Annotated in this window: 22 protein-coding genes and 1 riboswitch; of the genes, 10 read left to right on the forward strand and 12 right to left on the reverse strand. The window is 73.9% G+C overall.

The genetic code is table 11. The features are described 5' to 3' along the window. Positions 1-122 precede the first annotated feature (122 nt). Both H596_RS0101240 and H596_RS0101245 read left to right on the forward strand, forming a co-directional pair. Entirely contained in the window at positions 123-1,235 is a 1,113-nt protein-coding gene (locus tag H596_RS0101240; RefSeq protein WP_027283342.1) for an NAD(P)/FAD-dependent oxidoreductase, read from the forward strand. Beyond that, positions 1,232-2,194 (forward strand): threonine ammonia-lyase, encoded by a 963-nt coding sequence (locus H596_RS0101245; RefSeq protein ID WP_027283343.1) that lies wholly within the window; start codon positions 1,232-1,234, stop codon positions 2,192-2,194. Before H596_RS0101240 ends, H596_RS0101245 begins: the two co-directional genes overlap by 4 nt. 4 nt (positions 2,195-2,198) lie before the next feature. Here H596_RS0101245 and H596_RS0101250 read toward each other — a convergent pair whose 3' ends face one another. Both H596_RS0101250 and aceA read right to left on the reverse strand, forming a co-directional pair. Then, on the reverse strand, positions 2,199-2,378 hold the full coding sequence (locus tag H596_RS0101250; RefSeq protein WP_027283344.1) for a hypothetical protein: 180 nt from the start codon (positions 2,376-2,378) through the stop codon (positions 2,199-2,201). Positions 2,379-2,416: 38 nt separating this feature from the next. Beyond that, entirely contained in the window at positions 2,417-3,739 is a 1,323-nt protein-coding gene (gene aceA / locus H596_RS0101255) for an isocitrate lyase (protein ID WP_027283345.1), read from the reverse strand. Positions 3,740-3,909: 170 nt separating this feature from the next. On the opposite strand from aceA, the gene H596_RS0101260 reads away from it, so the two are divergent. Next, complete coding sequence (locus H596_RS0101260) at positions 3,910-5,316, forward strand: helix-turn-helix domain-containing protein (RefSeq protein WP_027283346.1); 1,407 nt, start codon at positions 3,910-3,912, stop codon at positions 5,314-5,316. 4 nt (positions 5,317-5,320) lie between these two features. Here H596_RS0101260 and H596_RS0101265 read toward each other — a convergent pair whose 3' ends face one another. The 3 genes from H596_RS0101265 to H596_RS0101275 form a co-directional block, all read right to left on the reverse strand. Then, positions 5,321-6,223 (reverse strand): ABC transporter permease, encoded by a 903-nt coding sequence (locus tag H596_RS0101265; RefSeq protein WP_027283347.1) that lies wholly within the window; start codon positions 6,221-6,223, stop codon positions 5,321-5,323. Between the two features lie 16 nt (positions 6,224-6,239). Then, positions 6,240-7,193 (reverse strand): ABC transporter permease, encoded by a 954-nt coding sequence (locus H596_RS0101270; RefSeq protein ID WP_027283348.1) that lies wholly within the window; start codon positions 7,191-7,193, stop codon positions 6,240-6,242. A gap of 76 nt (positions 7,194-7,269) precedes the next feature. Further along, a complete protein-coding gene (locus H596_RS0101275) occupies positions 7,270-8,886 on the reverse strand; it encodes an ABC transporter substrate-binding protein (protein WP_051212226.1) in 1,617 nt (538 codons plus the stop codon). Positions 8,887-9,019: 133 nt separating this feature from the next. On the opposite strand from H596_RS0101275, the gene H596_RS0101280 reads away from it, so the two are divergent. Next, positions 9,020-9,739 (forward strand): aspartate/glutamate racemase family protein, encoded by a 720-nt coding sequence (locus tag H596_RS0101280; RefSeq protein WP_027283350.1) that lies wholly within the window; start codon positions 9,020-9,022, stop codon positions 9,737-9,739. On the opposite strand, the gene H596_RS0101285 is transcribed toward H596_RS0101280, so the two are convergent. Genes H596_RS0101285 through H596_RS0101295 form a run of 3 tightly spaced genes read right to left on the reverse strand, consistent with a single transcriptional unit; the run spans position 9,729 to position 12,489 of the window. Further along, entirely contained in the window at positions 9,729-9,941 is a 213-nt protein-coding gene (locus H596_RS0101285; RefSeq protein WP_027283351.1) for a hypothetical protein, read from the reverse strand. The two genes, H596_RS0101280 and H596_RS0101285, sit on opposite strands and share 11 nt — an antisense overlap. Continuing rightward, complete coding sequence (locus H596_RS0101290) at positions 9,938-10,942, reverse strand: C-terminal binding protein (RefSeq protein ID WP_027283352.1); 1,005 nt, start codon at positions 10,940-10,942, stop codon at positions 9,938-9,940. Before H596_RS0101290 ends, H596_RS0101285 begins: the two co-directional genes overlap by 4 nt. Before the next feature lie 11 nt (positions 10,943-10,953). Next, complete coding sequence (locus tag H596_RS0101295; protein ID WP_037299491.1) at positions 10,954-12,489, reverse strand: UxaA family hydrolase; 1,536 nt, start codon at positions 12,487-12,489, stop codon at positions 10,954-10,956. Between the two features lie 77 nt (positions 12,490-12,566). Beyond that, positions 12,567-12,678: riboswitch (TPP riboswitch) on the forward strand. A 51-nt stretch (positions 12,679-12,729) separates the two neighbouring features. Here H596_RS0101295 and H596_RS0101300 point away from each other — a divergent pair. After that, positions 12,730-14,301 carry an ABC transporter substrate-binding protein gene (locus H596_RS0101300; protein ID WP_027283354.1) on the forward strand — a complete coding sequence of 524 codons (1,572 nt, stop codon included), beginning with the start codon at positions 12,730-12,732 and terminating at the stop codon, positions 14,299-14,301. Between the two features lie 150 nt (positions 14,302-14,451). Here the strand turns inward: H596_RS0101300 and H596_RS0101305 are convergent, their stop codons facing one another. Together H596_RS0101305 and H596_RS19535 are read right to left on the reverse strand one after the other, a co-directional pair. Next, on the reverse strand, positions 14,452-15,045 hold the full coding sequence (locus H596_RS0101305; RefSeq protein WP_027283355.1) for a Maf family protein: 594 nt from the start codon (positions 15,043-15,045) through the stop codon (positions 14,452-14,454). Then, positions 15,042-15,935, reverse strand: coding sequence for a pyruvate, water dikinase regulatory protein (locus tag H596_RS19535; RefSeq protein WP_037299492.1), 894 nt, complete (start codon positions 15,933-15,935; stop codon positions 15,042-15,044). The genes H596_RS0101305 and H596_RS19535 overlap by 4 nt, the downstream gene beginning before the upstream one ends. A gap of 305 nt (positions 15,936-16,240) precedes the next feature. Here H596_RS19535 and hemE point away from each other — a divergent pair, with 305 nt between their 5' ends. From hemE to H596_RS19550, 5 genes are all read left to right on the forward strand, one after another. Then, positions 16,241-17,275 carry a uroporphyrinogen decarboxylase gene (gene hemE / locus H596_RS0101315; protein ID WP_027283356.1) on the forward strand — a complete coding sequence of 345 codons (1,035 nt, stop codon included), beginning with the start codon at positions 16,241-16,243 and terminating at the stop codon, positions 17,273-17,275. A 52-nt stretch (positions 17,276-17,327) separates the two neighbouring features. Continuing rightward, on the forward strand, positions 17,328-18,410 hold the full coding sequence (gene hemH / locus H596_RS0101320; protein WP_245583925.1) for a ferrochelatase: 1,083 nt from the start codon (positions 17,328-17,330) through the stop codon (positions 18,408-18,410). Then, positions 18,407-19,018, forward strand: a complete 612-nt coding sequence (locus H596_RS19540) for an HAD family hydrolase (protein ID WP_037299494.1) — start codon at positions 18,407-18,409, stop codon at positions 19,016-19,018. The genes hemH and H596_RS19540 overlap by 4 nt, the downstream gene beginning before the upstream one ends. A gap of 62 nt (positions 19,019-19,080) precedes the next feature. Next, positions 19,081-19,338 carry a hypothetical protein gene (locus H596_RS19545; protein WP_156909989.1) on the forward strand — a complete coding sequence of 86 codons (258 nt, stop codon included), beginning with the start codon at positions 19,081-19,083 and terminating at the stop codon, positions 19,336-19,338. 65 nt (positions 19,339-19,403) lie between these two features. Continuing rightward, the gene (locus H596_RS19550) at positions 19,404-19,763 is read left to right on the forward strand and encodes a hypothetical protein (RefSeq protein WP_037299496.1); all 360 of its coding nucleotides are present in this window, start codon (positions 19,404-19,406) and stop codon (positions 19,761-19,763) included. A 10-nt stretch (positions 19,764-19,773) separates the two neighbouring features. Here H596_RS19550 and H596_RS19555 read toward each other — a convergent pair whose 3' ends face one another. Then, entirely contained in the window at positions 19,774-22,359 is a 2,586-nt protein-coding gene (locus tag H596_RS19555; RefSeq protein WP_051212227.1) for a TIGR02302 family protein, read from the reverse strand. A gap of 4 nt (positions 22,360-22,363) precedes the next feature. Next, positions 22,364-23,713, reverse strand: coding sequence for a diaminopimelate decarboxylase (gene lysA / locus H596_RS0101340; protein ID WP_027283358.1), 1,350 nt, complete (start codon positions 23,711-23,713; stop codon positions 22,364-22,366). Positions 23,714-23,716: the final 3 nt, after the last annotated feature.

Below are 23,716 nucleotides of genomic sequence, written 5' to 3' on the forward strand. Positions count from 1 at the left end.
CTTGCACTCTCCTCCTCGTGTATTTTTTCCGCGGTCTGCGCCGCTGGGCGGGAAGGTTAGTCATGGCTGCGCCGCGGGCGCAACCGCTTGCTGGCCCCTTCCGCCCGAATCAGGATGACAGCATGGACACGCATCGTTTCGACGCGCTGGTGATCGGCGCGGGCATCGCGGGCGCCACCGCCGCGGCGCATCTCGCGCCCACGCATCGCCTGGCGCTGCTGGAGGCGGAGGAGGTCGCGGGCCACCACACCACCGGCCGCTCCGCCGCCATCTGGATCCTGAACTACGGCACGGCGGATGCGCGGCTGCTCACCGCCGCCTCGCGCGGCTTCTTCGAGGATCCGCCGCGGGGCTTCGCCGAAACGCCGCTCGCGCACCGCCGCGCCGTGCTGACGGTGGCCGATGCGGCGCAGCGCGCGGCGCTGGAGGCGACGCTGGCCGAGGGCGAGGGCCTCGAGCCCCTCTCGCCCGAGGAGGCCCGCGCGCTGGTGCCCGCGCTGCGCGCCGACTACCTGGCCGCGGCCAGCATCGAGCGCGACGCCTTCGACATCGACGTGGCGGCGCTGCACCAGGGCTTCCTGCGCCAGGCGAAGGCGGCGGGCGGCGTCCTGGCGCTGCGCCACCGCGCGGGGCGCATCTGGCGCGCGGGCGGGCTCTGGCACGCGGAGACGAGCGGCGGCGCGGTCTTCGCCGCGCCCGTTCTGGTCAACGCCGCCGGCGCCTGGGGCGATGAGGTGGCGCGGCTCGCCGAGGTCGCGCCGCTCGGCCTGCAGCCGAAGCGGCGCACCGCGCTGATCCTCGATCCCGGGCGATGGGACAGCGCGGATTGGCCGCTGGTCGGCGATGTCGCGCATTCCTGGTATGTGCGGCCCGAGGCGCGGCGCAAGCTGATGGTCAGCCCCGCCGACGAGACGGACAGCGAACCCTGCGACGCGCAGCCCGACGAGCTCGACATCGCCATCGCCATCGACCGCATGCAGCAGGCGCTCGACATCCCCGTGCACCGCGTGGAGCATCGCTGGGCTGGCTTGCGGACCTTCACGCCCGATCGCGGGCTCGCGCTCGGCCCCTGCGCCGCGCCGGGCTTCTTCTGGTGCGTGGGCCAGGGCGGCTACGGCATCCAGACCGCGCCCGCGGCCGGCCGCTTGCTCGCGCATCTCATCCGCGGCACGGAGCCGGAGGCCGAGCTCCGCGCCGCCGTTCCGCTCACCGATCCGCGAAGGTTCTCGACATGACTCCGGGTTTCGACGACGTGCGCGCCGCCGCCGAGCGGCTGCGCGGGCGCATCCGCCGCACGCCCCTGCTGCGCCACCGCGCGCTGGACGATGCGGTGGGCGGCCCCGTGCTGGTGAAGCCCGAGCCGCTGCAGATCACCGGCAGCTTCAAGCTGCGCGGCGCGACCAACGCCGCGCTGCGCCTGCCGCCCGGCACGCCGGTGGTGACGCATTCCTCCGGCAACCACGGCCAGGCGGTGGCGGCGGCGGCGCATCGCCTCGGCCTCTCCGCCCTCATCGCCATGCCCGCTGACGCGCCGCGCGTGAAGGTGGAGGCGACGCGCGGCTGGGGCGCGGAAATCCACTTCTTCGACCGGCACGGCGTGGACCGCGACGCGCTGGCCGCCGAGCTCGCCGCGCGGCGCGGCGCGGTGGTGATCCCGCCCTTCGACCATCCGGACGTGATCGCCGGCCAGGGCACCGCCATGCTGGAGCTGATCGAGGATGCGCGCGCCGAGGGGCTGGCGCCCGCGCGTTTCGCCATCTGCACCGGCGGGGGCGGGCTGCTCGCCGGCTCGGCGCTCGCCATCAAGGCGCTGCTGCCCGAGGCGGAGATCTGGGCGGTGGAGCCTGAGGGCTGGGAGGATTACGGCCGCTCGCTGCGCGCGGGCGAACGCCTGGCCAATGACGGGACCGGCAGCGGGCTGTGCGATGCGCTTCTCTCGAAGCAGCCCGGCGCGCTCACCTTCGCGGTGAACGCGCCGCGCGTGGCGGGCGGCGTGAGCGTGACGGAGGCGGAGGTGTTCGCCGCCATGCGCTTCGCCTTCACCCATCTCAAGCTGGTGGTGGAGCCCGGCGGCGCGGTGGCGCTCGCCGCGCTGCTGGCCGGCAAGCTGCCGCCGCGCGAGGGCGCCACCGCCATCATCCTCTCCGGCGGCAATGTGGACGCGGGCGTCTTCGCCCGCGCCATGGCCGCCTGAAGCGTCAGGCGTGGATGGGGCGCCCGCGCTCGCCGCAGGCGTAGTTGTGGGCGTGCACCAGGCCGTCGTCGTGGTCCTCGGCGGGGCGCTGCACCAGCGGCCGCTCCGCCATGCGGCCGCGCTCGCGGCAGGCGAAGTTGTGCGGGTGGACCAGGCCGTCGTCGTGATCGTGCGGGTGGCTCATCGGGGTTCCTCCGGTGCGTGGCTGGGGGTGAGGGATGGTCAGGCGTGGTGGAACTGCGCCGTCTCGGTGCTGTCCTTCATCGCGGTGGTGCTGCTCTGGCCGCCGCTCGCCGCCGTCGCCACCGCGTCGAAATAGCCCACGCCCACCTCGCGCTGGTGGCGCACGGCGGTGAAGCCGTTGCGCTCCTCCGCGAACTCGGCCTGCTGCAGCTCGGAATAGGCGCCCATGCCGCGCTCGGCGTAGCCGCGCGCGAGCTTGAACATGCTCAGGTTCAGCGAGTGGAAGCCGGCGAGGGTGACGAACTGGAACTTGTAGCCCATCGCCGCGATCTCGCGCTGGAAGCGCTCGGCCGCCTCGACGCCCATCTTGCGCTGCCAGTTGAAGCTGGGCGAGCAGTTGTAGGCCAGCATCTTGCCCGGGAACTGGCGATGGATCGCCTCCGCGAACTCCCGCGCGTCGTCGAGGTCGGGGTCGGAGGTCTCCCACCAGAGCAGATCGGCATAGGGCGCGTAGGCCAGGCTGCGCGCGATGGCGTACTGCTTGCCCATGCCGGGCTTGATGCGGAAGAAGCCCTCCGGCGTCCGCTCGCCGGTGAGGAAGGGGCGGTCGCGCTCGTCGATGTCGGAGGTGAGGAGCTGCGCGCTCTCCGCATCGGTGCGGCAGAGCAGCACGGTGGAGACGCCCTCCACATCCGCCGCCAGCCGCGCGGCGTTGAGCGTGCGGATGTGCTGGCTGATGGGCACCAGCACCTTGCCGCCGAGATGGCCGCACTTCTTCTCGCTGGCGAGCTGGTCCTCGAAATGCACGCCGGCCGCGCCCGCCTCGATCATCGCGCGCATCAGCTCATAGGCGTTCAGCGCGCCGCCGAAGCCCGCTTCCGCATCGGCGATGATGGGCGCCATGTAGTGCGTCGGGTCGTCGGCCTTGCCGTCCAGCCGCTCCATGGTCGCGATCTGGTCGGCACGGCGCAGCGCGGCGTTGATGCGGCTCACCACCTTCGGCACGCTGTCCACCGGGTAGAGCGACTGGTCCGGATACATCTGCCCGGCGGAGTTGGCGTCGGCCGCCACCTGCCAGCCCGAGAGATAGATCGCCTTCAGCCCCGCCTTCACCTGCTGCAGCGCCTGCATGCCCGTCAGCGCGCCCAGCGTGGCCACATAGGGCTCGGTGCGGAGCAGATGCCACAGGCGGCGCGCGCCCATCTCGGCCAGCGTGTGCTGCACGCGGAAAGACCCCGCGAGCCGCGCGACATCGGCCGGCGTGTAGTCGCGCCGGATGCCGTCGAAACGGCCCGGATCGCGGCCGGGGCCGCCGGAGCCGCTGCCATCGGGCGCGTGGGTCGGGGTGGAAAGGGAGGGCATGATCCTGGCTTCTCCGAAACTCCGTCCGGGTCGTCTCGCCCGGAACGCTGTGAATGATTCACATTGCGGCGCGCCAAGTCACGGGCGAGAATGGGCTTCCGGGCGCAAGCCTGTGCAGTTTCGGACCTTTTTGAGGGCGGTTTCGTGAATCCTGTAAAAGCGGGGGCGTCATGGCCCGCCCCCTGATCGGCCGCACCGTCCGGCGCCTGCGGCTGGAGCGCGGCATGACGCAGCAGGGCCTCGCCGCGCGGCTCGGCATCTCCGCGAGCTATCTCAACCTCATCGAGCACGACCAGCGCGCGGTGACGGCCGCCGTGCTGATCAAGCTGACCGAGGCGCTGGGCGTGGATCTGGCGGCGCTTTCCGGCCATGCAGAACGGCAGCTCGAGGCGGGGCTGCGCGAGGTGCTCTCGGACCCCGTGCTCGGCCTCGACGCCGTGCCGGAGGGCGAGGTGCAGGCCATCGCCGCCTCCGCGCCCAATGCGGCGCGCGGCGTGCTGGCGCTCTATCGCGCCTGGCGCGTGGCGCGCGAGGATTCCTCCGGCATCGCGCTGCCCTCGGGCCGCCGCATGCTGCTGCCCAACGAGGAGGCGCGCGATTTCTTCCACGAGCGCGGCAACCACTTCCCGCTGCTGGAAAGCCGCGCCGAGGCGCTGGGGGCTGAGATGGGCGCCGCGCCGGCGGAGATGAACCACGCCATCGCCGAGCGCCTGCGCCAGAAACACGCGGTGCGCGTCACCGTCACCGCCATGACCGAGAGCGACCGCCGCTACGACCCGCGCACGCGCGAGCTCTGGCTCTCCGAGAACATCCCGCGCGAATCGCGCGGCTTCCGCATGGCCTTCCAGCTCATGCTGATGGAGGCGCGCGAGGCGGTGGAGCAGACCATCGGCGAGGAGAAGCCCTCCAGCACCGAGGCGGAGCAGCTCATCCGCATCGGGCTGCTGAACTACGCCGCCGCCGCGCTGCTGATGCCCTATCTGCCCTTCCTCAAGGCGGCGCGGGAGCTGCGGCACGACGTGGAGCGCCTCGCCGCGCGCTTCGGCGTGAGCTACGAGCAGGCGGCGCAGCGCCTCTCCACCCTGCAGCGCGAGGGCGCGCGGGGCCTGCCCTTCTTCTTCCTGCGCGCCGACGCCGCGGGCAACGTCACGAAAAGGTTCTCGGCGGCCGGCTTTCCCTTCGCGCGCTTCGGCGGAAGCTGCCCGAAATGGATCGTGCACCACGCCTTCGCCACGCCCGAACAGGTGCAGGTGCAGGCCGCCGAGCTGCCGGACGGCGCGGCCTTCCTCTGCATCGCGCGCGCGATGAACGGGCGCTCTCCGCGCTGGGGCGAGCCGCCGCCCACCCATGTCGTGGCCATCGGCTGCGACATCGCGCGGGCGGAGGAGGTGGTCTATGCCGACGGGCTCGATCTCTCGGCCGCGCGCGTGGGCATCGGGCTTTCCTGCCGGCTCTGCGACCGGGCGGACTGCCGCTCGCGCGCCTTCCCGCCGCTGGAGCACCGCCTGCAGCTCGACCCGAACGAGGACAGCGCGGCGCCCTTCCGCTTCGAGGCGCGGGCCGGCAGGCCCGCGTGAGGGTTCAGCCCTTCACGTCCATCGCCTGGCGCAGCCCGTCGCTCACCAGGTTGAAGCAGATGGAGGTGACGAAGATGCAGGCCCCGGGCAGCACCGCCACCCAGGGCTGCACATAGATCGCCGTGCGCAGGGTGTTCAGCATCAGCCCCCATTCCGGCTCCGGCGGCCGCGTGCCGAGGCCGAGGAAGGAGAGGCCCGAGGCGAGGATCATGCACACGCTGATCAGCGAGGTGGCGTAGATGAAGATGGGCCCCAGCACATTGCCCAGCACATGCACGCGCACGATGGTGAAGGCCGATGCGCCCGAGGCCCGCGCCGCGTCCACGAAGTCGAGGTTGCGCACGCCCGTCGTCACGCTCTCCGCCACGCGGATGATGGGGGGGATGAACACCAGCGTCAGCGCGAGGATTGCGTTCAGGATGCCCGCCCCCAGCGCGCCGGAGATCGCCACCGCCAGCAGCACCGAGGGGAAGGCGTAGAACACGTCGGTCACGCGCATGATCAGCATGTTGACCTTGCCGCCGACGAAGCCCGCCGTGACGCCGAGCGTGGTGCCGATCACGAAGGCCAGCGCCACCGGCAGGATGCCCATGAACCAGGAGAGCCGCCCGCCGTAGATGAGGCGCGAGAGCATGTCGCGCCCCAGCTCATCCGTGCCGAGCGGGTAGTTCTCCGTGCCGATGGGCCTGAGGCGGCGGATCATGCTGCCCTGATAGGGATCGTGCGGCGCGAAGAGCGGCGCGAACACGATCACGATCAGCATGGCGAGCAGGATCAGCGAACAGGCGATCGTCACCGGGTCGCGCCGCAGGCGCTTCCACACGCCCGCCCAGTAGCCCTCGGAGCGGTAGAGCGCGGCCTGCTTCGCCTGGACGGCGAGCTCGGCGGCGGCGGCGGTGCTGCTCATCGCGTCTTTCCTCCGCTCAGGCGCGCTTGATGCGCGGATCCAGCGCCGTCTGCACCAGATCCACCACGAGGTTGAGCGCCACGAAGAACATCGCCAGCACGAGGATGGTGCCCTGCAGCACCGGCAGGTCGCGCTGGAAGATGGCGCTGTTCAAAAGCAGCCCCGTGCCGGGCCAGGAGAACACCGTCTCCACCAGGATGGAGCCGCCCATCAGGTAGCCGAGCTGCAGCCCCATCACCGCGATCACGTTGGGTGCGGCGTTCTTCACCACGTGCAGGAACACGCCCCAGGAGGTGAGGCCCTTGCCGCGCAGCGCGGTGACGAATTCCTGGTTCATGATCTCGGCGACGATGCCGCGCACCGTGCGCGTGACGATGCCCATGGGAATGACGGAGAGCGTCACGGCCGGCAGGATCAGGTGCTGCAGATGCTCCCAGTCCCAGGCCCAGTCGGCGCTGCCGCCGGGCCCCGCGCCCATGGCCGGCAGGGCGTTCATCTGCACCGAGAAGATCACCACCAGCACCATGCCGAGCCAGTAGTGCGGCACCGAGACGCCCGCCACCGCGCTGGTCACCGCGAGCCGGTCGATGAGGCTGCCGCGGAATGTGCCCGCGAGCCCGCCCAGCACGCAGCCGAAGACGAAGCCGATGAGCGAGGCGGCCGCGGCCAGGGTGAGGGTGTTGCCGATGGCGGAGGAGAGATCGCTCCACACCGGCCGGCCCGTGGCGAGCGAGCGGCCGAGATCGCCCTGCACCACCTTCAGCAGCCACAGGCCGAACTGAACGGGCAGGGGCTGATCGAGCCCGTAGTCGCGCCGCACCTGCTCCACCACCTCCTGCGGCGCATCGGGCGGCACGATGGCGTTGATCGGATCGCCGGGGGCGATCTGCACCAGCATGAAGCAGACGAAGCCGACCGCAAGCGCGATCGGGATGGCGTAGAGCACGCGCCGGACCAGATAGAAGAACATCAGCCCTCACCTCCAGGAGGCCTCGCCGGCGCCCTCGGCGCGGGGTGCGGAACAGGGCGCGGCGAGGCCATGGCCGTCACTGGATGAAGGGCAGGCGCAGGTCCACGAACCAGGACTGCGGCTGCACATGGCCGCGCACGCGCGGGCTCATCGCGCGCGGGCCCACGTCATGCGCGATCCAGATGAACAGCGCCTCGTCCACGCCCGCCGCGTGCAGCCGCGCCAGCGCCGCGTCGCGCTCGGCCGGCTCGAAGGCGTTGCGCGCCGCCGCCACCAGCTCGTCGAAGCGCGGATCGCTGAACATCCCCCAGTTGTTGGAGACGGGCGCGGCCATCTTGCTGTCCCAGAAGCGCACCATGGCGAAGAACGGGTCCATGGCCGCGAAGCTGACGTTGATGGCGTGCGCGCCGCGCGCCGAGGGGTGGCCGCAGCCCTGGCGCCAGTTGGTGAACAGCGCGTTCCACTCGATCACGTCGAACTCGACGTTCACGCCCACCTGGCGCAAATCCTGCTGCAGGAACTCGTTCATCGGCAGCGGCTGCATCTGGCCCGAGCCCGAGGCGCTGATCTGCACGCGCAGGTTCAGCGGGCGCTGGGGGCCGTAGCCCGCCTCGGCCAGCAGGCGGCGCGCCTCGGCCTTGTCGGTGCGGATGTTGAAGGAGGGGTTGCCCCACCAGGGATGGCCCGGCGGCACCGTGCCCACCGCGGGCTGCATCATGCCGCCGAGCAGGGTGCGCAGCCCCTCGCGGTCGATGGCGAGGTTGATGGCGCGGCGCACCCGCACGTCGCGCAGCGGCGAGTGCTCGAGGAAGCAGGGCTGCCAGGGCCAGACATGCGGCTGCGGGTTGCTCGCGATCTGCATGCCCCGGGCGCGGAGCTGCGGCACCGCGTCGGGCGCGGGCGCCTCGATCCAGTCCACCTGGTTGGAGAGCAGCGCCGCGGTGCGCGCATTGGCCTCCGGGATGGGCAGCAGCACGATGCGCTCGAGCCGCGCGCGCTCGCCCCAGTAGGCGTCGTTGCGCACCATCTCCGCCCGCTCGCGCGGGACGAGGCGCGTCAGCCGGAAGGGGCCGGTGCCCGAGGGGTTGGCGGCGAAGGCGTTCCAGGTGGCCTCGGCCGTCGGGTGCTGGCGGCGCAGCACCTCCCAATGCGCGGGCGAGGCCATGAACAGGTTGGTCAGGTTGATGGGCAGCAGGCTGTCCGGCTCGCTGGTGAAGAGCGCCACCGTCAGCTCGTCGATCTTCTCCGCACGGCGCAGCGTGGGCATGCGCGTCGCCGTCACGCCCACCTGGCGCGGGTCGAAATGCGGCGCCTCGCGGTCCAGAACCTTGCGCACGTTCCACACCACCGCGTCGGCGTTGAAGGGCGAGCCGTCGTGGAAGCGCACACTGGGGCGCAGGCGGAAGACCCAGCGCGTGCGGTCGTTCGGGTCCACGCTCCATTCGGTGGCGAGGCCGGGAATGACGGTGGAGGGGCGGTCGGCCCGGCTCAGATCCCAGGCCGTCAGCGCATCGTAGAGCGGGATGCCGGTGAAGCGGTTGCCCTCGAAGCCCTGGTCGGGCTGGCCGTGGGTCAGCGGGATGTCGGCCGCCGTCATGCCGATGCGCAGCGTGCCCTGGGCCTGGGCGGGCTGGGCGGTGGCGAGGGCGACGGGCAGGGCCGCCGCCAGCAGGAGATGACGCAGTCGCAGCATGGAACCTTCCTTCTTCTGGCCGTTCCCCGGGGGCGATGAAGCCCGCCGGAGGCAGCCTCGTCCAGAAGCCCCGCGCGGCGCAATGGGCCCGCGCTCTTGCCTTTGCCCAGCGGCCGGGCAGAACTGCCCGCCGATGAAGCTGCTTCTCCTCAACGGCAACACCGACGCGGCGATGACCGCGCGCATGGCCGAGGCCGCGCGGGCCATGACGCGCGCCGCGATCGAGGCCGAGACGGCCCCTTTCGGCGCGCGCTACATCGCCTCGCGCGCCACGGCGGCGGTGGCCGCCCATGCGGTGCTGGAGGCGCTGGCGCGGCGCATCGGGCGGGCGAACCCGGAGGGGTTCCACGCCGCCCTGATCGGCTGTTTCGGCGATCCGGGGCTGGAGGCGGCGCGCGAGATGCTGCCCGTGCCCGTGATCGGCATGGCGGAGGCCGGCATCGCCGCCGCGCTGCGCGCCGCGCCGCGCGTGGCGGTGCTGACGGGCGGCGCCGCCTGGGTGCCGATGCTGGAGGAGTTCTTCCTGCTGCGCGGCCTGGGGCCGGAGCGGGTGCGCGTCGCCGCCATCCCGCCCACGGGGGATCTCATCGCCCGCGATCCCGCCCGCGCCGCCCTGCTGCTGGCCGAGGCGGCGCAGGCCGAGATCGCGCGGGGCGCGGGGGCGGTGCTGCTCGGCGGGGCGGGGCTGGTGGGGCTGGATGCGCGGCTCGCGCCGCTGCTGCCCGTGCCGGTGCTCTGCGGGCTGCGCTGCGCGGTGGCGGCGGCCGAGGCGGCGCATGGCGCGCGCACGCCGGGGCCGGTGGCGCCGAGCATCGGCCTCTCGCCCGCGCTGGCCGCTGCGCTCACGGGGTGAGCGCGGCCGCACCCCCGAACAGCACCGCCGCTGCCAGCCCCCAGCGGGCGCGCCGCAGCGCGCGCCGGGTGGCGGCGGGCGCACCCGCATCGTTCCAGAGCGCACGCGGATCGCGCAGCCCCGACGCCACCGCCTCGGCCAGCGCGGCCAGCGCCGCCGCGAGCCCCGCCATGGCGGCGACGAGCAGGACGAAGCCCGTCACTCCGCCTCGGGCGGGATAACGTTGGTGGAGAGGCCGCGCAGCAGCACGTCGCGCATCGTCTCGGCGCTCTTGCGGCGGATGTCCTCCCAGGCCTCGGGGCTGTGGAAGGCGATGTGCGGGAGGATGACCAAGCGCCCGCGCAGCCAGGCCTCGCCCGCGCGATAGGCGCGCAGCAAAGGCGGCTCGGGCACGGGCGGCTCCAGGGGCAGCACATCGAGCCCTGCCCCCGCGATGCGGCCCGAGCGCAGCCCGGCCTCCAGCGCGTCGAGGTCGAGGATGGGGCCGCGCGCGGTGTTGACCACCACCGCGCCCTCCGGCAGCCGCGCGAGCTCCGCCGCGCCGATCAGCCCGCGCGTGCGGCGCGTCAGCGGCGTGTGGAGGGAGAGCACGTCGGAGGCCTCGAGCAGCGCCTCCAGGCTCTCCTTCCGCTCGATGCCGAGGGCGCGGTCCACGCCATTGGGAAGATGCGGATCGAAGAAGGCGACGCGGAAGCCGAGCGCCTTGGCGCGCAGCGCCGCCGCCGTGCCGATGCGGCCGAGGCCGAGGATGCCGAAGCACTGCACCTCGAAGCGGCGGACGATGCGGTTCGGGATCACGCCCCAGGCGGAGGGCGATGGGCCGCGCATGGCGTCGTGATAGAGCGGGAGGCCGCGGCGCAGTGCGGCGGCGAGGGTGACGGCGGTGTCCGCCACCTCCTGGGTGCCGTAGTCGGGCACGTTGCAGACGGTGATGCCGCGGCGCGCGCAGGCCGCGCGGTCCACCTTGTCATAGCCCACCCCCATGCGCACCACGACGCGCAGCCGGGGGAAGCGCGCCAGCGCCTCCTCCGGCACGGGCAGGCGCAGCGTCATCAGCCCCTCCACCTCGGCGCAGAGCGCCTCGGGGAGTTCGGTCAGGGAGGCCTTGGCGTTCCCCTGGAGGATGCGGACGCCGGGGCCGAAGATGCGCTGCTCGAGCAGCGTGTCGGGGTAGAGGGATTCGGGTTCGAGGATGGTGGTCATCGCGCCTGCACTCACATCGTCGCCCCGAGCACCCACGGCGCGAACTCCGCATCCCCGAAGCCCAGCGCCTCGCTCTTCGTCCGCTCGCCGCTCGCCGTGCGCAGCATGTGCTGGAAGATGCGCGCGCCGCACTCGGCCACGCTCTCCGTCCCGTCGAGGATGGTGCCGCAGTTGATGTCCATGTCCTCCTCCATCCGCGCGAACATGGGCGTGTTGGTGGCGAGCTTGAGCGAGGGCGCGGGCTTGCAGCCGAAGACGCTGCCGCGCCCGGTGGTGAAGCACATCAGGTTGGCGCCGCCCGCCACCTGGCCCGTCGCGCCCACCGGGTCGTAGCCCGGCGTGTCCATGAAGACGAAGCCTTTCGCCGTCACCGGCTCGGCGTAGCGATAGACCTCGACGAGGTTGGTCGTCCCCGCCTTCGCCATGGCGCCCAGGGATTTCTCCAGGATGGTGGTCAGCCCCCCCGCCTTGTTGCCGGGCGAGGGGTTGGCGTTCATCTCCGCCCCCTCGCGCGCCGTGTACTCCTCCCACCAGCGCATCACCGCGACCAGCTTCTCGCCCACCTCGCGCGAGACGGCGCGGCGCGTCAGCAGATGTTCCGCGCCATAGGTCTCGGGCGACTCGCTCAGGATCACCGTGCCGCCGTGGCGCACCACCAGGTCGCTCGCCGCGCCCAGCGCGGGGTTGGCGGTGATGCCGGAATAGCCGTCGCTGCCGCCGCACTGCAGGGCGACGCAGAGCTCGCTCGCCGGCGCGGGCGTGCGCCGGGCGGCGTTCGCCTCCGCCAGCACCTCCTTCACGAAGGCGATGCCGGCCTCCACCGTCTTGCGCGTGCCGCCCGTCTCCTGGATCGTCAGCGTGCGCAGCCGGCCGGCGAGGCGCTGCTCCTCCAGCAGCCCGCCGAGCTGGTTCACCTCGCAGCCCAGCCCGATGGCGATGACGTGCGAGAAGTTCGGGTGCCGCGCGAAGCCCGCCAGAACGCGGCGCAGCAGCCGCAGCGGCTCGCCCTCCGTCATGCCGCAGCCGGTCTTGTGCGTCAGCGCCACCACGCCATCCACCTGCGGGAAATCGGCGAGCGGGTCGGGCCCCTCGGCGAAGGGGTTGCGCGCGAAGGCGCGCGCGATGAGCTCCGCCACATGGGCCGAGCAGTTCACGCTGGTGATGATGCCGATGTGGTTGCGCGTCGCCACCCGCCCGTCCGGGCGGCGGATGCCGAGGAAATGCGCCGGCACCGGCAGGGGCTCGGTGAGCCGCGCGTCCACGCCCCAGGCGTAGTCGCGCGCGAAATCGCCCATCGCGAGGTTGTGGGTGTGCACCCACTCCCCCGGCGCGATGGGCTGGGTGGCGAAGCCGATGATCTGGCCGTAGCGCCGCACCGCCTCGCCAGGCGCATGGCCGCGCAGCGCCACCTTGTGCCCGGCGGGGATGCGCGCGCGGGCGCGGATCCCCGGCACCACCGGCGTGCCCTCGGGCAAGGCGCGGCGGGCGATCGCCACGCCATCCTCCGCATGCAGGCGGATCACCGGGGGCTCGGTCAGCGCGTCCATCTCGTCTCCTCCCTCCCCCGCATCCTGGCGCGGCGCGCGGCGGCTTGCCAATCCGGCCGGCGCGGCGCATGACGGCACGCATCACCTGGGTGAGCCCCTGTCGCGGGGGCTGAGAGGCGGGCCGCAGCCCGCGAACCTTGGAACCTGATCCGGTTCGGACCGGCGAAGGGAGCGGTGAATGGGCGCGCGATGGGCGCGCGCCGGCCCTTCCTTCCCCGCCGCGCCGCATGGAGGGAAGGGATGCATCGCCGCAACCTGTTCATCGCCTCGGCCGCCGCGCTCGCCGCACCCGCCGCCGCCCAGCCCGCCCGCGCCCGCGTGCTGCGCTTCATGCCCCAGGCGGGGCTCGCCGCGCTCGATCCGGTGTTCAACCCCACCACCATCGTCTCCACCCACGGCTTCTGCGTCTTCGACACGCTCTACGGCGTGGATCGCGCGCTGCGCCCGCGCCCGCAGATGGCCGCCGGCCACGAGGTCAGCGCCGATGGGCTGACCTGGACCATCACGCTGCGCGAGGGCCTGTTCTTCCACGATGGCGAGCCGGTGCGCGCGCGCGACGCGGTGGCCTCCATCCGCCGCTGGGCGGTGCGCGACGCCTTCGGCCAGGTGCTGATGCGCGCGGTGGCCGAGCTCGCCGCCACCGGCGACCGCACCCTCGTCTTCCGCCTGCGCCGCCCCTTCCCCGCCCTGCCCGACGCGCTCGGCAAGGTGGCCGCCAGCCCCTGCTTCGTGATGCCCGAGCGCCTCGCCGAAACCCCGCCCGACCGCGCGATCCCCGAGGCGATCGGCTCCGGCCCCTGGCGCTTCCTGCCCGGCGAGTTCCGCGCCGGCGCCTTCGCCGCCTATGCGCGCAACGAGCGCTACCTGCCGCGCGAGGAGCCGGCCGAGGTCACCTCCGGCGGCAAGCGCGTGCATTTCGACCGGCTCGAGATCATCTGGATCCCGGATGGCGGCACCGCCGTCGCCGCGCTGCGCACCGGCGAGATCGACTGGATCGAATACCCGCTGCCCGACCTCATCCCCACGCTAGATCGCGACCGCGGCACGCGCACCCAGATCTACGACCCCACGGGCTTCCTCGGCTTCCTGCGCTTCAACCACCTGCACCCGCCCTTCGACGACGTGCGCGTGCGCCGCGCCATCCGCGACCTGCTCGTGCAGCCCGACTACATGAGCGCCGTGGCCCTGCCGGGCGACTGGCAGGAATGCCACGCCATGTTCCCCTGCTCGCTGCCCGGCACGCTCGAGTTCCCGCCCGCCCCGCGCGGCCCCGCCGCGATGGAGCGCGCCCGCGCCGCGCTGCGCGAGGCCGGCTACAACGGCGAGCCCATCATCCACATCAACCCGAGCGACTTCCCGGCCGTGACGCAGCAGGGCCGCGTGACGGTGGACCTGATGCGCCGCCTCGGCCTCAACATCCAGCCGATCGAGAGCGACTGGGCGAGCATCGTCGCCCGCCGCTCCAACCGCGGCGCGCCGGCGCAGGGCGGCTGGCACCTGCACAACACCAACTTCCCCTCGCCGGGCATCGCCAACCCCGCCCTCTCGCCCATCATCCGCATGCATGGCGAGGGCGCCTGGTTCGGCTGGCCGCGCGACGAGGCGGTGGAGGCAGCCATCCAGGCCTGGATCGAGGCGCCCGACGAAGCGGCCCAGGCCGCCGCCCACCGCCGCGTGCAGGAGCTGGCCTGGGAGGCGGTGCCCTTCGCCCCCACCGGGCTGTTCCGCCTGCGCACGGGGTTCCGGCGCGATCTGGAAGGGGTGCTGCAGGCGCCCTCGCCCATGCTGTGGAACCTGCGCCGCGCCGGGTGATGCGGTCGGCATGATGCGGTCGGCGTGACATGCCGGCCGTCTCGCGCGCAGGGTGGGCGGGCGCCCATCGAAGCTTTGCTTCGATGGGATGCGGCGTGGCGGCTGCGCCCCAAAACAAAGCCATGCCAGCGGCCGCTGGCATGAGGGCGATCAGCGCGGCGCGAGCCCCTGCTCCCGCAGCCAGGCGAGAAGCGGCAGCATGGCCAGGCCAAGAATGGCCGTGTGCTCGCCGCGGATGTCGCGCATGAGCTGGATGCCCGGCCCCTCCAGCCGATAGGCCCCCACGCTCTGCGTCACCAGGGCCCCCTCGCGCGCCAGGTACGCGTCGAGGAAAGCGTCCGAGAAGTCGCGCATCGCAAGCTGCGGCGTGGCGATGTGCTGCCAGGCGCGCTGCCCCGCGCGCCAGCCCACCACGGCCGTGACCAGCTCATGCGCCCGGCCGCGCAGCCGCTCGAGCTGCCGGCGCGCGGCCTGCACATCGGCCGGCTTGTCGAACCATTCCCCCTCGCAGACCAGAAGCTGGTCGGCGCCGATCACCACCGCCTCGGGATGGCGGCGGGCGATGCGCGCGGCCTTGGCGTCGGCGAGCAGCAGCGCCGCGTCCGCGGGCGTCATCCCCTCCGCCTTCGCGCTCTCCTTGATGGCGGCCTCGTCCACCGCGGCGGGCATGGCCTCGAAGGACAGCCCGGCCGCCTCCAGCAGCGCGCGGCGGGAGGCGCTTTGCGAGGCGAGGATCAGCCTCATCCCCGCGCCCCGATCACCGCCGCCGCCGGGTCTTCCGGCCGCGCGCTGCGCTGCGCGCCCTGGCGCTGGTGCCAGAGCTCCATCTGCTGGATCACGGTGGCCGCCGTCTCCTCGATGGAGCGGCGCGTCACGTCCACCACCGGCCAGCCGCGCGCGGCGCAGAGCCGCTTGGCGGCGAGGATTTCGGCCTTCACCGCCTCGGCATCCACATACTCGTTCTCGCCCACCCGCACCCCTTCGGCGCCGATCATCTTCAACCGGTGGCGGCGGATTTCGAGCAGCGCCACGGGGTCTATCGTCAGCCCCACCACCGGGCAGGGCGGGTTCTCGAGCTCCGGCGGCAGGGGCGCGCCGGGCACCAGCGGCACATTGGCCGCCTTGATGCCGCGGTTGGCAAGGTAGAAGCAGGTCGGCGTCTTGGAGGAGCGGGAGACGCCCACCAGCACCACATCGGCATTGGCGATGCCCGCCGTGCCCTGGCCGTCATCGTGGCTCAGCACGTAGTGCATCGCGTCGATGCGGCGGAAGTAGTCGGCGTCCATCACGTATTGCGCCGCGCGCTTCTCCTTCGCGCGCTCGCCGATCTCGCCCTGCAGCAGCTCCATCACCGGGTCGAGCACCGAAAGGCAGGCGAGGCCGAGCCGCGCGCAGGTCTCCTCCAGCGCGTGGCGCAGGCTCCGGTCCACCAGGGTGAACATGACCGGGCCGGGCTCGTGCTCGATCCCCTCGATCACGCGGTCGAGGTTGAGGCGCGAGCGCACGAGGAACCAGCGGTGCTGGATCACGTTCGGGTTGTCGAAGCGCGCGATGGCGGCGCGGGCGATGCTGTTCAGCGTCTCGCCCGTGCTGTCGGAGACGAGGTGCAGGTTGGTCTGCCGCGGGGTGGGCATGGCGCTGTGGACCGTGCGTGTGCACGGATGGGGATAGCGGGGAAGACTCGCCCGCGCCAGCGCGGGGGCCTCGCCAGGCGGGGACAAATGGCTCGCGCCCCACCTCCGGGGAAAGCCGGTCAGCGCGCTGGCGGCGGCTGGGGATGGCAGCCGAAAACCCAGGCTGCACGCAGAGTCCCGTCCCGGTCCAGCCCCGGAACAAGGCTGTGGACAGGCGGTGGAGCGGCTGCATCCCCATGATCCACAGGGCCAACCACCACTCACCGCCCTTCTTCTTTTTCCTTTTTCAAGGGATGGTTCGCGCCATGGACACGAAGCCCTTCCTCCAGGCCCTCGCCGGCGAGGCGGTCTGGCCGCCCCCGGTGTGGCTGATGCGCCAGGCGGGGCGCTACCTGCCCGAATACCGGCGCACCCGCGCCATCGCGGGCGATTTCATCGCGCTCTGCACCACGCCCGAGCTGGCGGCGGAGGTGACGCTGCAGCCCATCCGGCGCTACGGCTTCGACGCGGCGATCCTGTTCTCCGACATCCTGATGGTGCCCTGGGCCATGGGCCAGGGGCTGCGCTTCGCCGAGGGCGAGGGCCCGCTGCTCGAGCCGGTGCGCGACCGCGCCGCGCTGGAGGCGCTGGACCTGCCCGGGGTGGTGGACCGCGCCGCCCCCATCCTGGAGACGGTGCGCCGCGTGCGCGCGGGGCTGGCCATGCACCCCGGCACGGCGCTGATCGGCTTCGCCGGCAGCCCCTGGACGGTGGCCTGCTACATGGTCGAGGGCCGCGGCGGCGGCGAGTTCGCCGAGGCGCGCCGCGCCGCCTTCCGCGACCCGGTGTTCTTCGCGGAGGTGATGGAGAAGCTCGAGGCCGCCACCCTCGCCTACCTGCTGGCGCAGGCCGAGGCGGGGGCCGAGGCGCTGATGCTGTTCGATTCCTGGGCGGGGCTGCTTTCGCCCTCCGGCTTCCGGCGCTGGGTGATCGAGCCCACGGCGCGGCTCGCGGCCGCGCTGCGCGATCTGCGCCCGGATGTGCCACTGATCGGCTTCCCGCGCCTCGCCGGGCCGCTGCTCGCGGAGTATGCGGCGCGGGTGCCGGTGCAGGCGGTGGCCATGGACACCGGCATGGACCCCGCCTGGGCCGCCGCGCATGTACCGCCGCGCATGGCGCTGCAGGGCAACCTCGATCCGCAGGCGCTGGTGGCGGGCGGCCCCGCCATGGAGCAGGAGGTGCGCGCCATCCTCGCCGCCATGAAGGGCCGGCCCTTCGTCTTCAACCTGGGCCACGGGATCGTTCCCCCCACCCCGCCCGAGCATGTGGCGCGGCTGATGGAGGTGCTGCGCGCGGGTTGATTCCGCCGCGTTCAGGGGTATGTGCAGCACTCCTTCCGGAGATGTGGGGCTGATGGCGCGGCGCGTGGCGGTGGTGTTGTTCAACCTGGGCGGGCCCGACGCGCCCGAGAGCGTGCGCCCCTTCCTGGTGAACCTGTTCACGGACCCGGCGATCCTGCGCGTGCCGGGCTTCATCCGGCCCTGGCTCGGCCGGCTCATCGCCTGGCGGCGCACCGCCCCGGCCATGGAGAACTACGCCGTGCTGGGCGGGAAATCCCCGCTGCTGGAGCTCACGGAGGAGCAGGCGCGCGCGCTCGACGCCGCGCTGGCCGAACGCGACCCTTCGGCCGAGTATCGCAGCTTCGTCTGCATGCGCTACTGGCACCCGATGAGCGAGGCGGCCGCCCGCGCCGTGAAGGAATGGGGCGCGGAGGAGGTTCTGCTGGTCCCGCTTTATCCGCAATACTCCACCACCACCACGGGCAGCTCCATCGCCGCCTGGGAGGAGGCGGCGCGGCGCGTGGGGCTCGCGGTCCCCACCACCACGCTGTGCTGCTTCCACTCCGACCCCGGCTTCGCCGAGGCCACGGCGCGGCTGCTGCGCGAGGCTCTGGCCAAGGCGCGGGCCGAGCTGCCGGCGGGGGTGGGGCTGCGCGTGCTGTTCTCGGCGCATGGCCTGCCCGAGAGCATCGTGAAGGCGGGCGACCCCTACCAGTGGCAGGTGGAGCAGACCGTGGCCGCGGTGCTGGAGAAGCTGGGCGAACCCGGCCTCGACAGCGTGGTGTGCTATCAGTCCCGCGTCACGCCGCAGAAATGGATCGGGCCCTCCACCGAGGAGGAGATCGAGCGCGCGGCGCACGACAAGGTGGCGATCCTCGTCTGCCCCATCGCCTTCGTCTCGGAACATTCCGAGACCCTGGTGGAGCTCGACGTGGAGTACCGCGAGGAGGCGGAGAAGCTCGGCGTGCCCGGCTATTTCCGCGTGCCGGCGCAGAACAGCGATCCGGGCTTCATCGCGAGCCTCGCCGATCTGGTGCTGCGCGCGCGCCGCTCCGGCCGGGCGCTGTGCAGCTTCGCGGGCGCGCGGCAATGCCCCAAGGCGCATGGTGACTGCCCGCACGCCCGGGCCCGCGCGGAGGCGCGCCAGGCGGCGTGAGCCTGCCGCCCTTCCGCGCCGTGCTCTTCGACTGCGACGGGGTGCTCGCCGACAGCGAGGGGCTGGTCAACGCCATCGTGGCGGAGGAGCTGACGGCGCGCGGCTGGCGGATGGACGCGGAACGCGCCCGGGAGGAGTTCCTGGGCCTCGCCCTGCCCGACATGCTGCCGCGCATCGCCCGCCGCACGGGGCCGCTGCCGCCCGGCTGGGGGGCGGCGCTCTCGGCGCGGATTTCGCGCGAGCTGGAGGCGCGGCTCGATCCCATTCCCGGCGCGCCCGAGGCGGTGGCGCGGCTCTCGGCGCGGGGCGTGCCGCTCGCCGTCTGCTCCAACTCGGGCCGGGCGGAGCTGCACATGAAGCTGCGCGTGCTGGGGCTCGCCGGCCAGTTCGCGGGGCGGGTGTTCAGCTTCGAGGATGTGGCGCGCCCCAAGCCCGCGCCCGATCTCTACCTCGCGGCCGCGGCGGCCTGCGGCGTGCCGCCCGCCGAGTGCCTGGTGGTGGAGGACAGCGCGCCGGGCGTGGTGGCCGGGCTCGCGGCGGGCTGCGCGGTGGTCTCGCCCGTGGCGGGGCTGGGCGTGCCGGTGATCGCCTTCGCCGATCTGGGCTGACCCCTGGCGCGCGCGCCGCGCGCGGCCACATGCCCGGGTGGAGGCAGCGGATGGAGGCGGCGATGGAGGGCGATCCCAGCGAGGCCGAGGCGGCCGAGCGCCGGGCCCTGCGCCGCGCCGGCGTGGTGCTGGCGGCGATGCTGGTCTGCGCAGGGGTCTCGGGCTACGGGGCCTTCGCCATGGGGGCGCCGGCGCTGTTCCTGTTCAGCGGAATCTTTGCGCTGGCGGGCGTGATCGCCTATGGCGGCGAGCGCTTCCGCGTGGGCTTCGCCCGGCTGCGCCGGCTGCGCGAGGCGAAGGAGCGGCGGGCACGTGGCTGACGGGATTCCGCCCCGCCATCGCCACAGGGGCGGGCCAGGCTGCGCGCCTGACCTGGAGGCCCGCCATGCCCCGTCTCGTCGCCCTGGCGCTTCTCGGCGCCGCCCTGTCCCTGCCCGCCGCCGCGCAGGGCTACTGGGATCGTCCCGACCCCGCCTGCGACTTCCCGCCTCCGGCCGCCTCGGCCTGGGGTCCGTGGGATGCGCCGGGATGGGGCGCGCCATCCTGGGAGCCGCGCCACACGCCCTGGGCCGCGCCCGGCTGGGGCTGGCCGGGCCATCACACCGCGCCGCCGGCCGTGGTGACGCGGCGCGAGCGGCTCTCCCAGCAGGACGCCCGCGCCTGGTATGGCGAGCCGCGCCAGGCCTGGCACGCGGAGGATGACCGGCGGCACGGCCGCTGGCGCGGTGCGGGGATGTTCGACTGAAGGCCAGGGTTCAGAACCGCCGGAGCAGCCGGTCTATGTAATCCAGCTCCTCGGCCGGGCGTTCGCGTTCCGCGCCGCGGCGGCGGAGTTCCTCCTGCAGGCGGCGGGTGCGGAGCAGCTCCGCCTCCTCCGGTACGCGGGTGTCGCTGCCCTGGTCGGCGTTGCCGGTGTTCTCGCGGGGGCGGCGGCCGAGCGGGTCGCGGCCCTCGCCGAGCTGCTGCTCGCCATCCATGCCCTCGCCGCCCATTTCGAACTCGCCGTCGCTCGGCTCATCGGCCTCGCCCTCGCCCTCGCCGGCGCCCTGGCCGAACTGGCGCTGCATCTGCTGGGCCATCTGGCGGCCGCCCTCCTGCAGGCGGCGCATGGCTTCCTGCTGGGCGGGGCGGGCGTCGCGGCCCTCGGCGAGCGCCTCCTGGGCCTCGCGCATCGCCTGGTCGGCACGGCCGAGCGCCTCGGGCACCTCGCCCGTGAGGTCGCCGTGCTGCTGCATCAGCTCGCCCAGCGCGCGGCGCAGGGCGCGCTGGCGGCGGGCCTCGGCCTGGCGGTCGCGGGCGGCCTGCTGCTCCGCCTGCTCGCGCGCCTCGGGGGAGGGCTGGGGCGCGGCCTGGGGCGCGCCGAAGGGGGCGTTGGGCGGGCGCTGGCTCCAGGGCTGCTGCTGGCTGCGGCGCTCCTGTGCGCGGCGCTGTTCCTCGGCCTCGGCGCGGCGCTGGGCCTGGTCCAGCAGCTCGGCCTGGCGGCGCACCATGTCCTGCACCGCGCCCATCTGCTGCTGGCCCCGCTGGCGCTGCTGCTGGCGCTCGGGCGTCTCGCCGCGGGCGATGCGGCCCTCCTGCAGGGCGCGCAGCATCTCCTCGAGCTCGGCCAGCTCGCGCCGGGCGTCCTCCATGCGGTTCTGGCGCGCCGCCTCCTCCATGCGGCGGGTGCGGCGGTCCATGTCGCGCTGGTCCATCATGCGCTGCTGCGGGTCATAGGGCAGCGCCTCGGCGTTCTCGCGCTGCAGCCGTTCGGCCAGGGCCTCCAGATGGCGGCGGATGGCCTCGCGGAGCTGCTCGATGCGGCGTTGCAGCTCCTCGCGCTGGCGTTCGTCGCCGGGGTTGCGCTCGGCCTCGTTCATCGCCTCGCGGAGCTGGCGCTGCGCCTCGGCCAGCGCGCGGGCGGTGCGGCCGTCGCGCCCCTCCTCCAGCGCCAGGGCGGCTTCCCAGAGAAGCTCCTGCACCTCGGGCACCGCCTCGGCGCGGCGGTCGCGCAGCAGCATGCCGCGGGCCACGCGCAGGGCGAGCAGCGTGGCAACGTCATGCTCGAAGGCGTCGGGCTCGGCGGCGATGGCGTCCAGCGCGCGCAGGGCGGGGGGGCGGGCGTTGGGGTCGCGCGAGAGGCCCTTGCGCACCTCGATCATGGCGCGCGCGACGGGGTGGTTGAAGCTGCGCTCGGGCAGGTCGAGCGTCACGGTTTCCGACACGCCCTCCTGTTCCGCCCCGTCGCGCGCGACGAGGCGGATGCGCACGGGCAGCCCCGCCCAGGGATGGGCCGAGAAATCCGGCTGGGCGAGGCCGCGCGCCTGGCGCGGCTTGGCGCCCGGCAGCGGGAGTTCGAGCAGGATGGGCGCTGCCTCCGGCCGGGTGTCGAGGCGCAGCTCCGCGCGCAGGCGGAGGAGGCCCCAGTCGTCCTCCGCGCGCCAGGGCAGGCGGATGGCGAGGCCGCGCGGCGCGCGCGCGGGGGTCTCGGTGAAGGCGGCGATGGGCGGCGCATCGGCCTGCACGGCGATCTGCCAGGCCACCACCTCGCGCCCCTCGCGGCGGATGGCGATGCGCGCGCCTTCGGAGAGGGTGGCGCGGGCGGCGTGGCTGCCGCCGCCCAGCGCCTCGAAGCCGGCGGCGCCGAGGCCGGTGAGTTCGGGCGGCGCGGCCCCGCCGCCCGAGAGGGCGATCTGGATCTGGCTGCCTGCGGGCACGGTGGCCGCCCCGCCCTGGGCGGGCAGGAAGACCGGCGGCGCGCCCGTGTAGGCGGGCGGCGTGATCCAGGCCTCCACGCGCAGCGGCGCGGCCGGGGGCGCCGCGGCGAAGTGCGGCGTGAGGGCGCGGGCCAGCAGGCCCGGCGCATCCGCCCCGGCGACGCCGAGCGCCGCGGCCAGCGCCACCAGCAGCCCCCCGCGCAGCGCGCGCGGATCGCGCGCGGCGAGGCCGGGGCGCGGCGGGCCCACGCGCAGCCGCTCGATCAGCCGCGCCATGCGCGCCTGGTGCGCGCGCCACAGCGCGAGCCCGGCCGGATCCTTCGTCGCCGGCGCGTCCTGCAGCGCGGCCAGCGGCCGGTGCGCGAGGCCGGAGGCGCGTTCCAGCCGCCGGTCCACCGCGCCCGGCTGCGGGCGGCGGAAGCCGCGCGCCCCTTCGCGCAGCGCGGCCAGCAGCGCGGCGGCGAAACCGGCGAGGGCCAGCAGATGCGCCCAGCCCGGCAGCAGCGCCGGCAGGCCGAGCAGGGCGAAGACGAGGAAGGCCCCGAGCACGCCCAGCGCGGGCCAGGCGGCGGGCCAGGCCGCCTCCCACCACAGGGCGGCCCGGGCCAGGGCGCGCTTGCGGGCGAGGGAGGCGGGCTCGGTCATCGCATCAGGTCACCCAGTCGGCCGAGGAGGCGGGGATCCGCTGCCCGGCCAGCAGCGCGGCGTGGCTCTGCCGCTCGCGGATCACGGCGAAGCGCGCCCCTTCCACCATCACCTCGGCGGCCAGGGGCCGGGCGTTGTAGGTGCTGCTCATGGAGGCACCGTAGGCCCCCGCGTCGAGGAACGCCACGAGAGAGTGGGGCGGCAGGGGCGGCAGCATCCGCCCGCGGGCGAAGGTGTCGCTGCTTTCGCAGACAGGGCCGACCACGTCTGCCGCCGAAAGCGGCGCGCGGAAGGCGGCGGGCGAGACGGGGAGGATGCCGTGCCACGCCTCGTACATGGCCGGGCGCAGCAGCTCCGTCATCGCCGCGTCGAGGATCACGAAGCGGCGGCCGAGGCCCTGCTTCTCGATGATCACCTCGCTCAGCAGCACCCCGGCGGGGCCGCAGATCCAGCGGCCCGGCTCGAGCATCAGCGCGAGGTCGAGCCCGCCCAGCCCGGCCTTGATCGCCCCCGCCAGCGCCTCGGGCGAGGCGGGGCTCTCGTCGCGGTAGGAGATGCCGAGGCCGCCGCCGCAATCCACCCGCCGCACCGGGTGGCCCACCGCGCGCAGCGCGCGCACCAGCTCGCCCAGGCGGCGGTAGGCGGCGGCGTAGGAGGCCACACCCTGCGTGATCTGGCTGCCGATGTGCACGGCGAGCCCCACGGGTTCGAGGCCGGGCAGCGCGCACATGCGGGCATAGAGCGCGGGCGCGAGCGCGATGGGCACGCCGAACTTGTTCTCGGTCAGCCCCGTGGTGATCTTGGCGTGGGTGCGCGCGTCCACGTCCGGGTTCACGCGCAGGGCGCAGCGGGCGCGGCGGCCGAGGCCCTGGGCGACCGCGCTCAGCATCTCCGCCTCCTCCGCGCTCTCGACGTTGATCTGGAGGATGTCCTCCTCCAGCGCGAGGCGCATCTCGCGCGCCGTCTTCCCCACGCCGGAGAAGACGATGCCCGAGGCCGGAACCCCCGCCGCGCGGGCGGCCAGCAGCTCGCCCTCGCTGACCACATCCGCGCCCAGCCCCTCGCGCGCCAGCAGGTTCACGACCGCGAGCGAGGGGTTGGCCTTGGTGGCGAAATGGATGGAGGCCGCGAGCCCCGCCTCGGCGAGGGCGCGCTTCAGCGCCCCGGCGCGGCGGCGCAGCGTGGTGGCGGAATAGACCCAGGTCGGCGTGCCCACCGCCGCGGCGATGCGGGCGAGCGGCACATCCTCCATGGCGAGCCCCGCGAGCGGGTCCATGGAGAGGGCGGGGCGGCGGGCGAGGAGCTCGTCGAAGCCGGGGTCGGGGCTGTCGAGGGCGGGTGCGGGCGCGGGCATCCC

This window comes from Rubritepida flocculans DSM 14296 (genome assembly GCF_000425365.1).
Lineage (GTDB): Bacteria > Pseudomonadota > Alphaproteobacteria > Acetobacterales > Acetobacteraceae > Roseococcus > Roseococcus flocculans.

Excerpts from the sequence above, each read along its gene's own strand:
- H596_RS0101250 (WP_027283344.1), bottom strand. The coding sequence starts at position 2,378 with ATGAGCCACCCGCACGATCACGACGACGGCCTGGTCCACCCGCACAAC.
- H596_RS0101275 (WP_051212226.1), bottom strand. The coding sequence starts at position 8,886 with ATGCTGCGACTGCGTCATCTCCTGCTGGCGGCGGCCCTGCCCGTCGCC.
- H596_RS0101280 (WP_027283350.1), top strand. The coding sequence starts at position 9,020 with ATGAAGCTGCTTCTCCTCAACGGCAACACCGACGCGGCGATGACCGCG.
- H596_RS0101295 (WP_037299491.1), bottom strand. The coding sequence starts at position 12,489 with ATGGACGCGCTGACCGAGCCCCCGGTGATCCGCCTGCATGCGGAGGAT.
- aceA (WP_027283345.1), bottom strand. The coding sequence starts at position 3,739 with ATGCCCTCCCTTTCCACCCCGACCCACGCGCCCGATGGCAGCGGCTCC.
- H596_RS0101290 (WP_027283352.1), bottom strand. The coding sequence starts at position 10,942 with ATGACCACCATCCTCGAACCCGAATCCCTCTACCCCGACACGCTGCTC.
- H596_RS19535 (WP_037299492.1), bottom strand. The coding sequence starts at position 15,935 with ATGCCCACCCCGCGGCAGACCAACCTGCACCTCGTCTCCGACAGCACG.
- H596_RS0101260 (WP_027283346.1), top strand. The coding sequence starts at position 3,910 with ATGGCCCGCCCCCTGATCGGCCGCACCGTCCGGCGCCTGCGGCTGGAG.
- hemE (WP_027283356.1), top strand. The coding sequence starts at position 16,241 with ATGGACACGAAGCCCTTCCTCCAGGCCCTCGCCGGCGAGGCGGTCTGG.
- H596_RS0101245 (WP_027283343.1), top strand. The coding sequence starts at position 1,232 with ATGACTCCGGGTTTCGACGACGTGCGCGCCGCCGCCGAGCGGCTGCGC.
- H596_RS19555 (WP_051212227.1), bottom strand. The coding sequence starts at position 22,359 with ATGACCGAGCCCGCCTCCCTCGCCCGCAAGCGCGCCCTGGCCCGGGCC.
- H596_RS0101300 (WP_027283354.1), top strand. The coding sequence starts at position 12,730 with ATGCATCGCCGCAACCTGTTCATCGCCTCGGCCGCCGCGCTCGCCGCA.
- H596_RS0101270 (WP_027283348.1), bottom strand. The coding sequence starts at position 7,193 with ATGTTCTTCTATCTGGTCCGGCGCGTGCTCTACGCCATCCCGATCGCG.
- lysA (WP_027283358.1), bottom strand. The coding sequence starts at position 23,713 with ATGCCCGCGCCCGCACCCGCCCTCGACAGCCCCGACCCCGGCTTCGAC.
- H596_RS19550 (WP_037299496.1), top strand. The coding sequence starts at position 19,404 with ATGCCCCGTCTCGTCGCCCTGGCGCTTCTCGGCGCCGCCCTGTCCCTG.
- H596_RS19545 (WP_156909989.1), top strand. The coding sequence starts at position 19,081 with ATGGAGGGCGATCCCAGCGAGGCCGAGGCGGCCGAGCGCCGGGCCCTG.
- H596_RS0101265 (WP_027283347.1), bottom strand. The coding sequence starts at position 6,223 with ATGAGCAGCACCGCCGCCGCCGCCGAGCTCGCCGTCCAGGCGAAGCAG.
- H596_RS0101240 (WP_027283342.1), top strand. The coding sequence starts at position 123 with ATGGACACGCATCGTTTCGACGCGCTGGTGATCGGCGCGGGCATCGCG.
- hemH (WP_245583925.1), top strand. The coding sequence starts at position 17,328 with ATGGCGCGGCGCGTGGCGGTGGTGTTGTTCAACCTGGGCGGGCCCGAC.
- H596_RS0101305 (WP_027283355.1), bottom strand. The coding sequence starts at position 15,045 with ATGAGGCTGATCCTCGCCTCGCAAAGCGCCTCCCGCCGCGCGCTGCTG.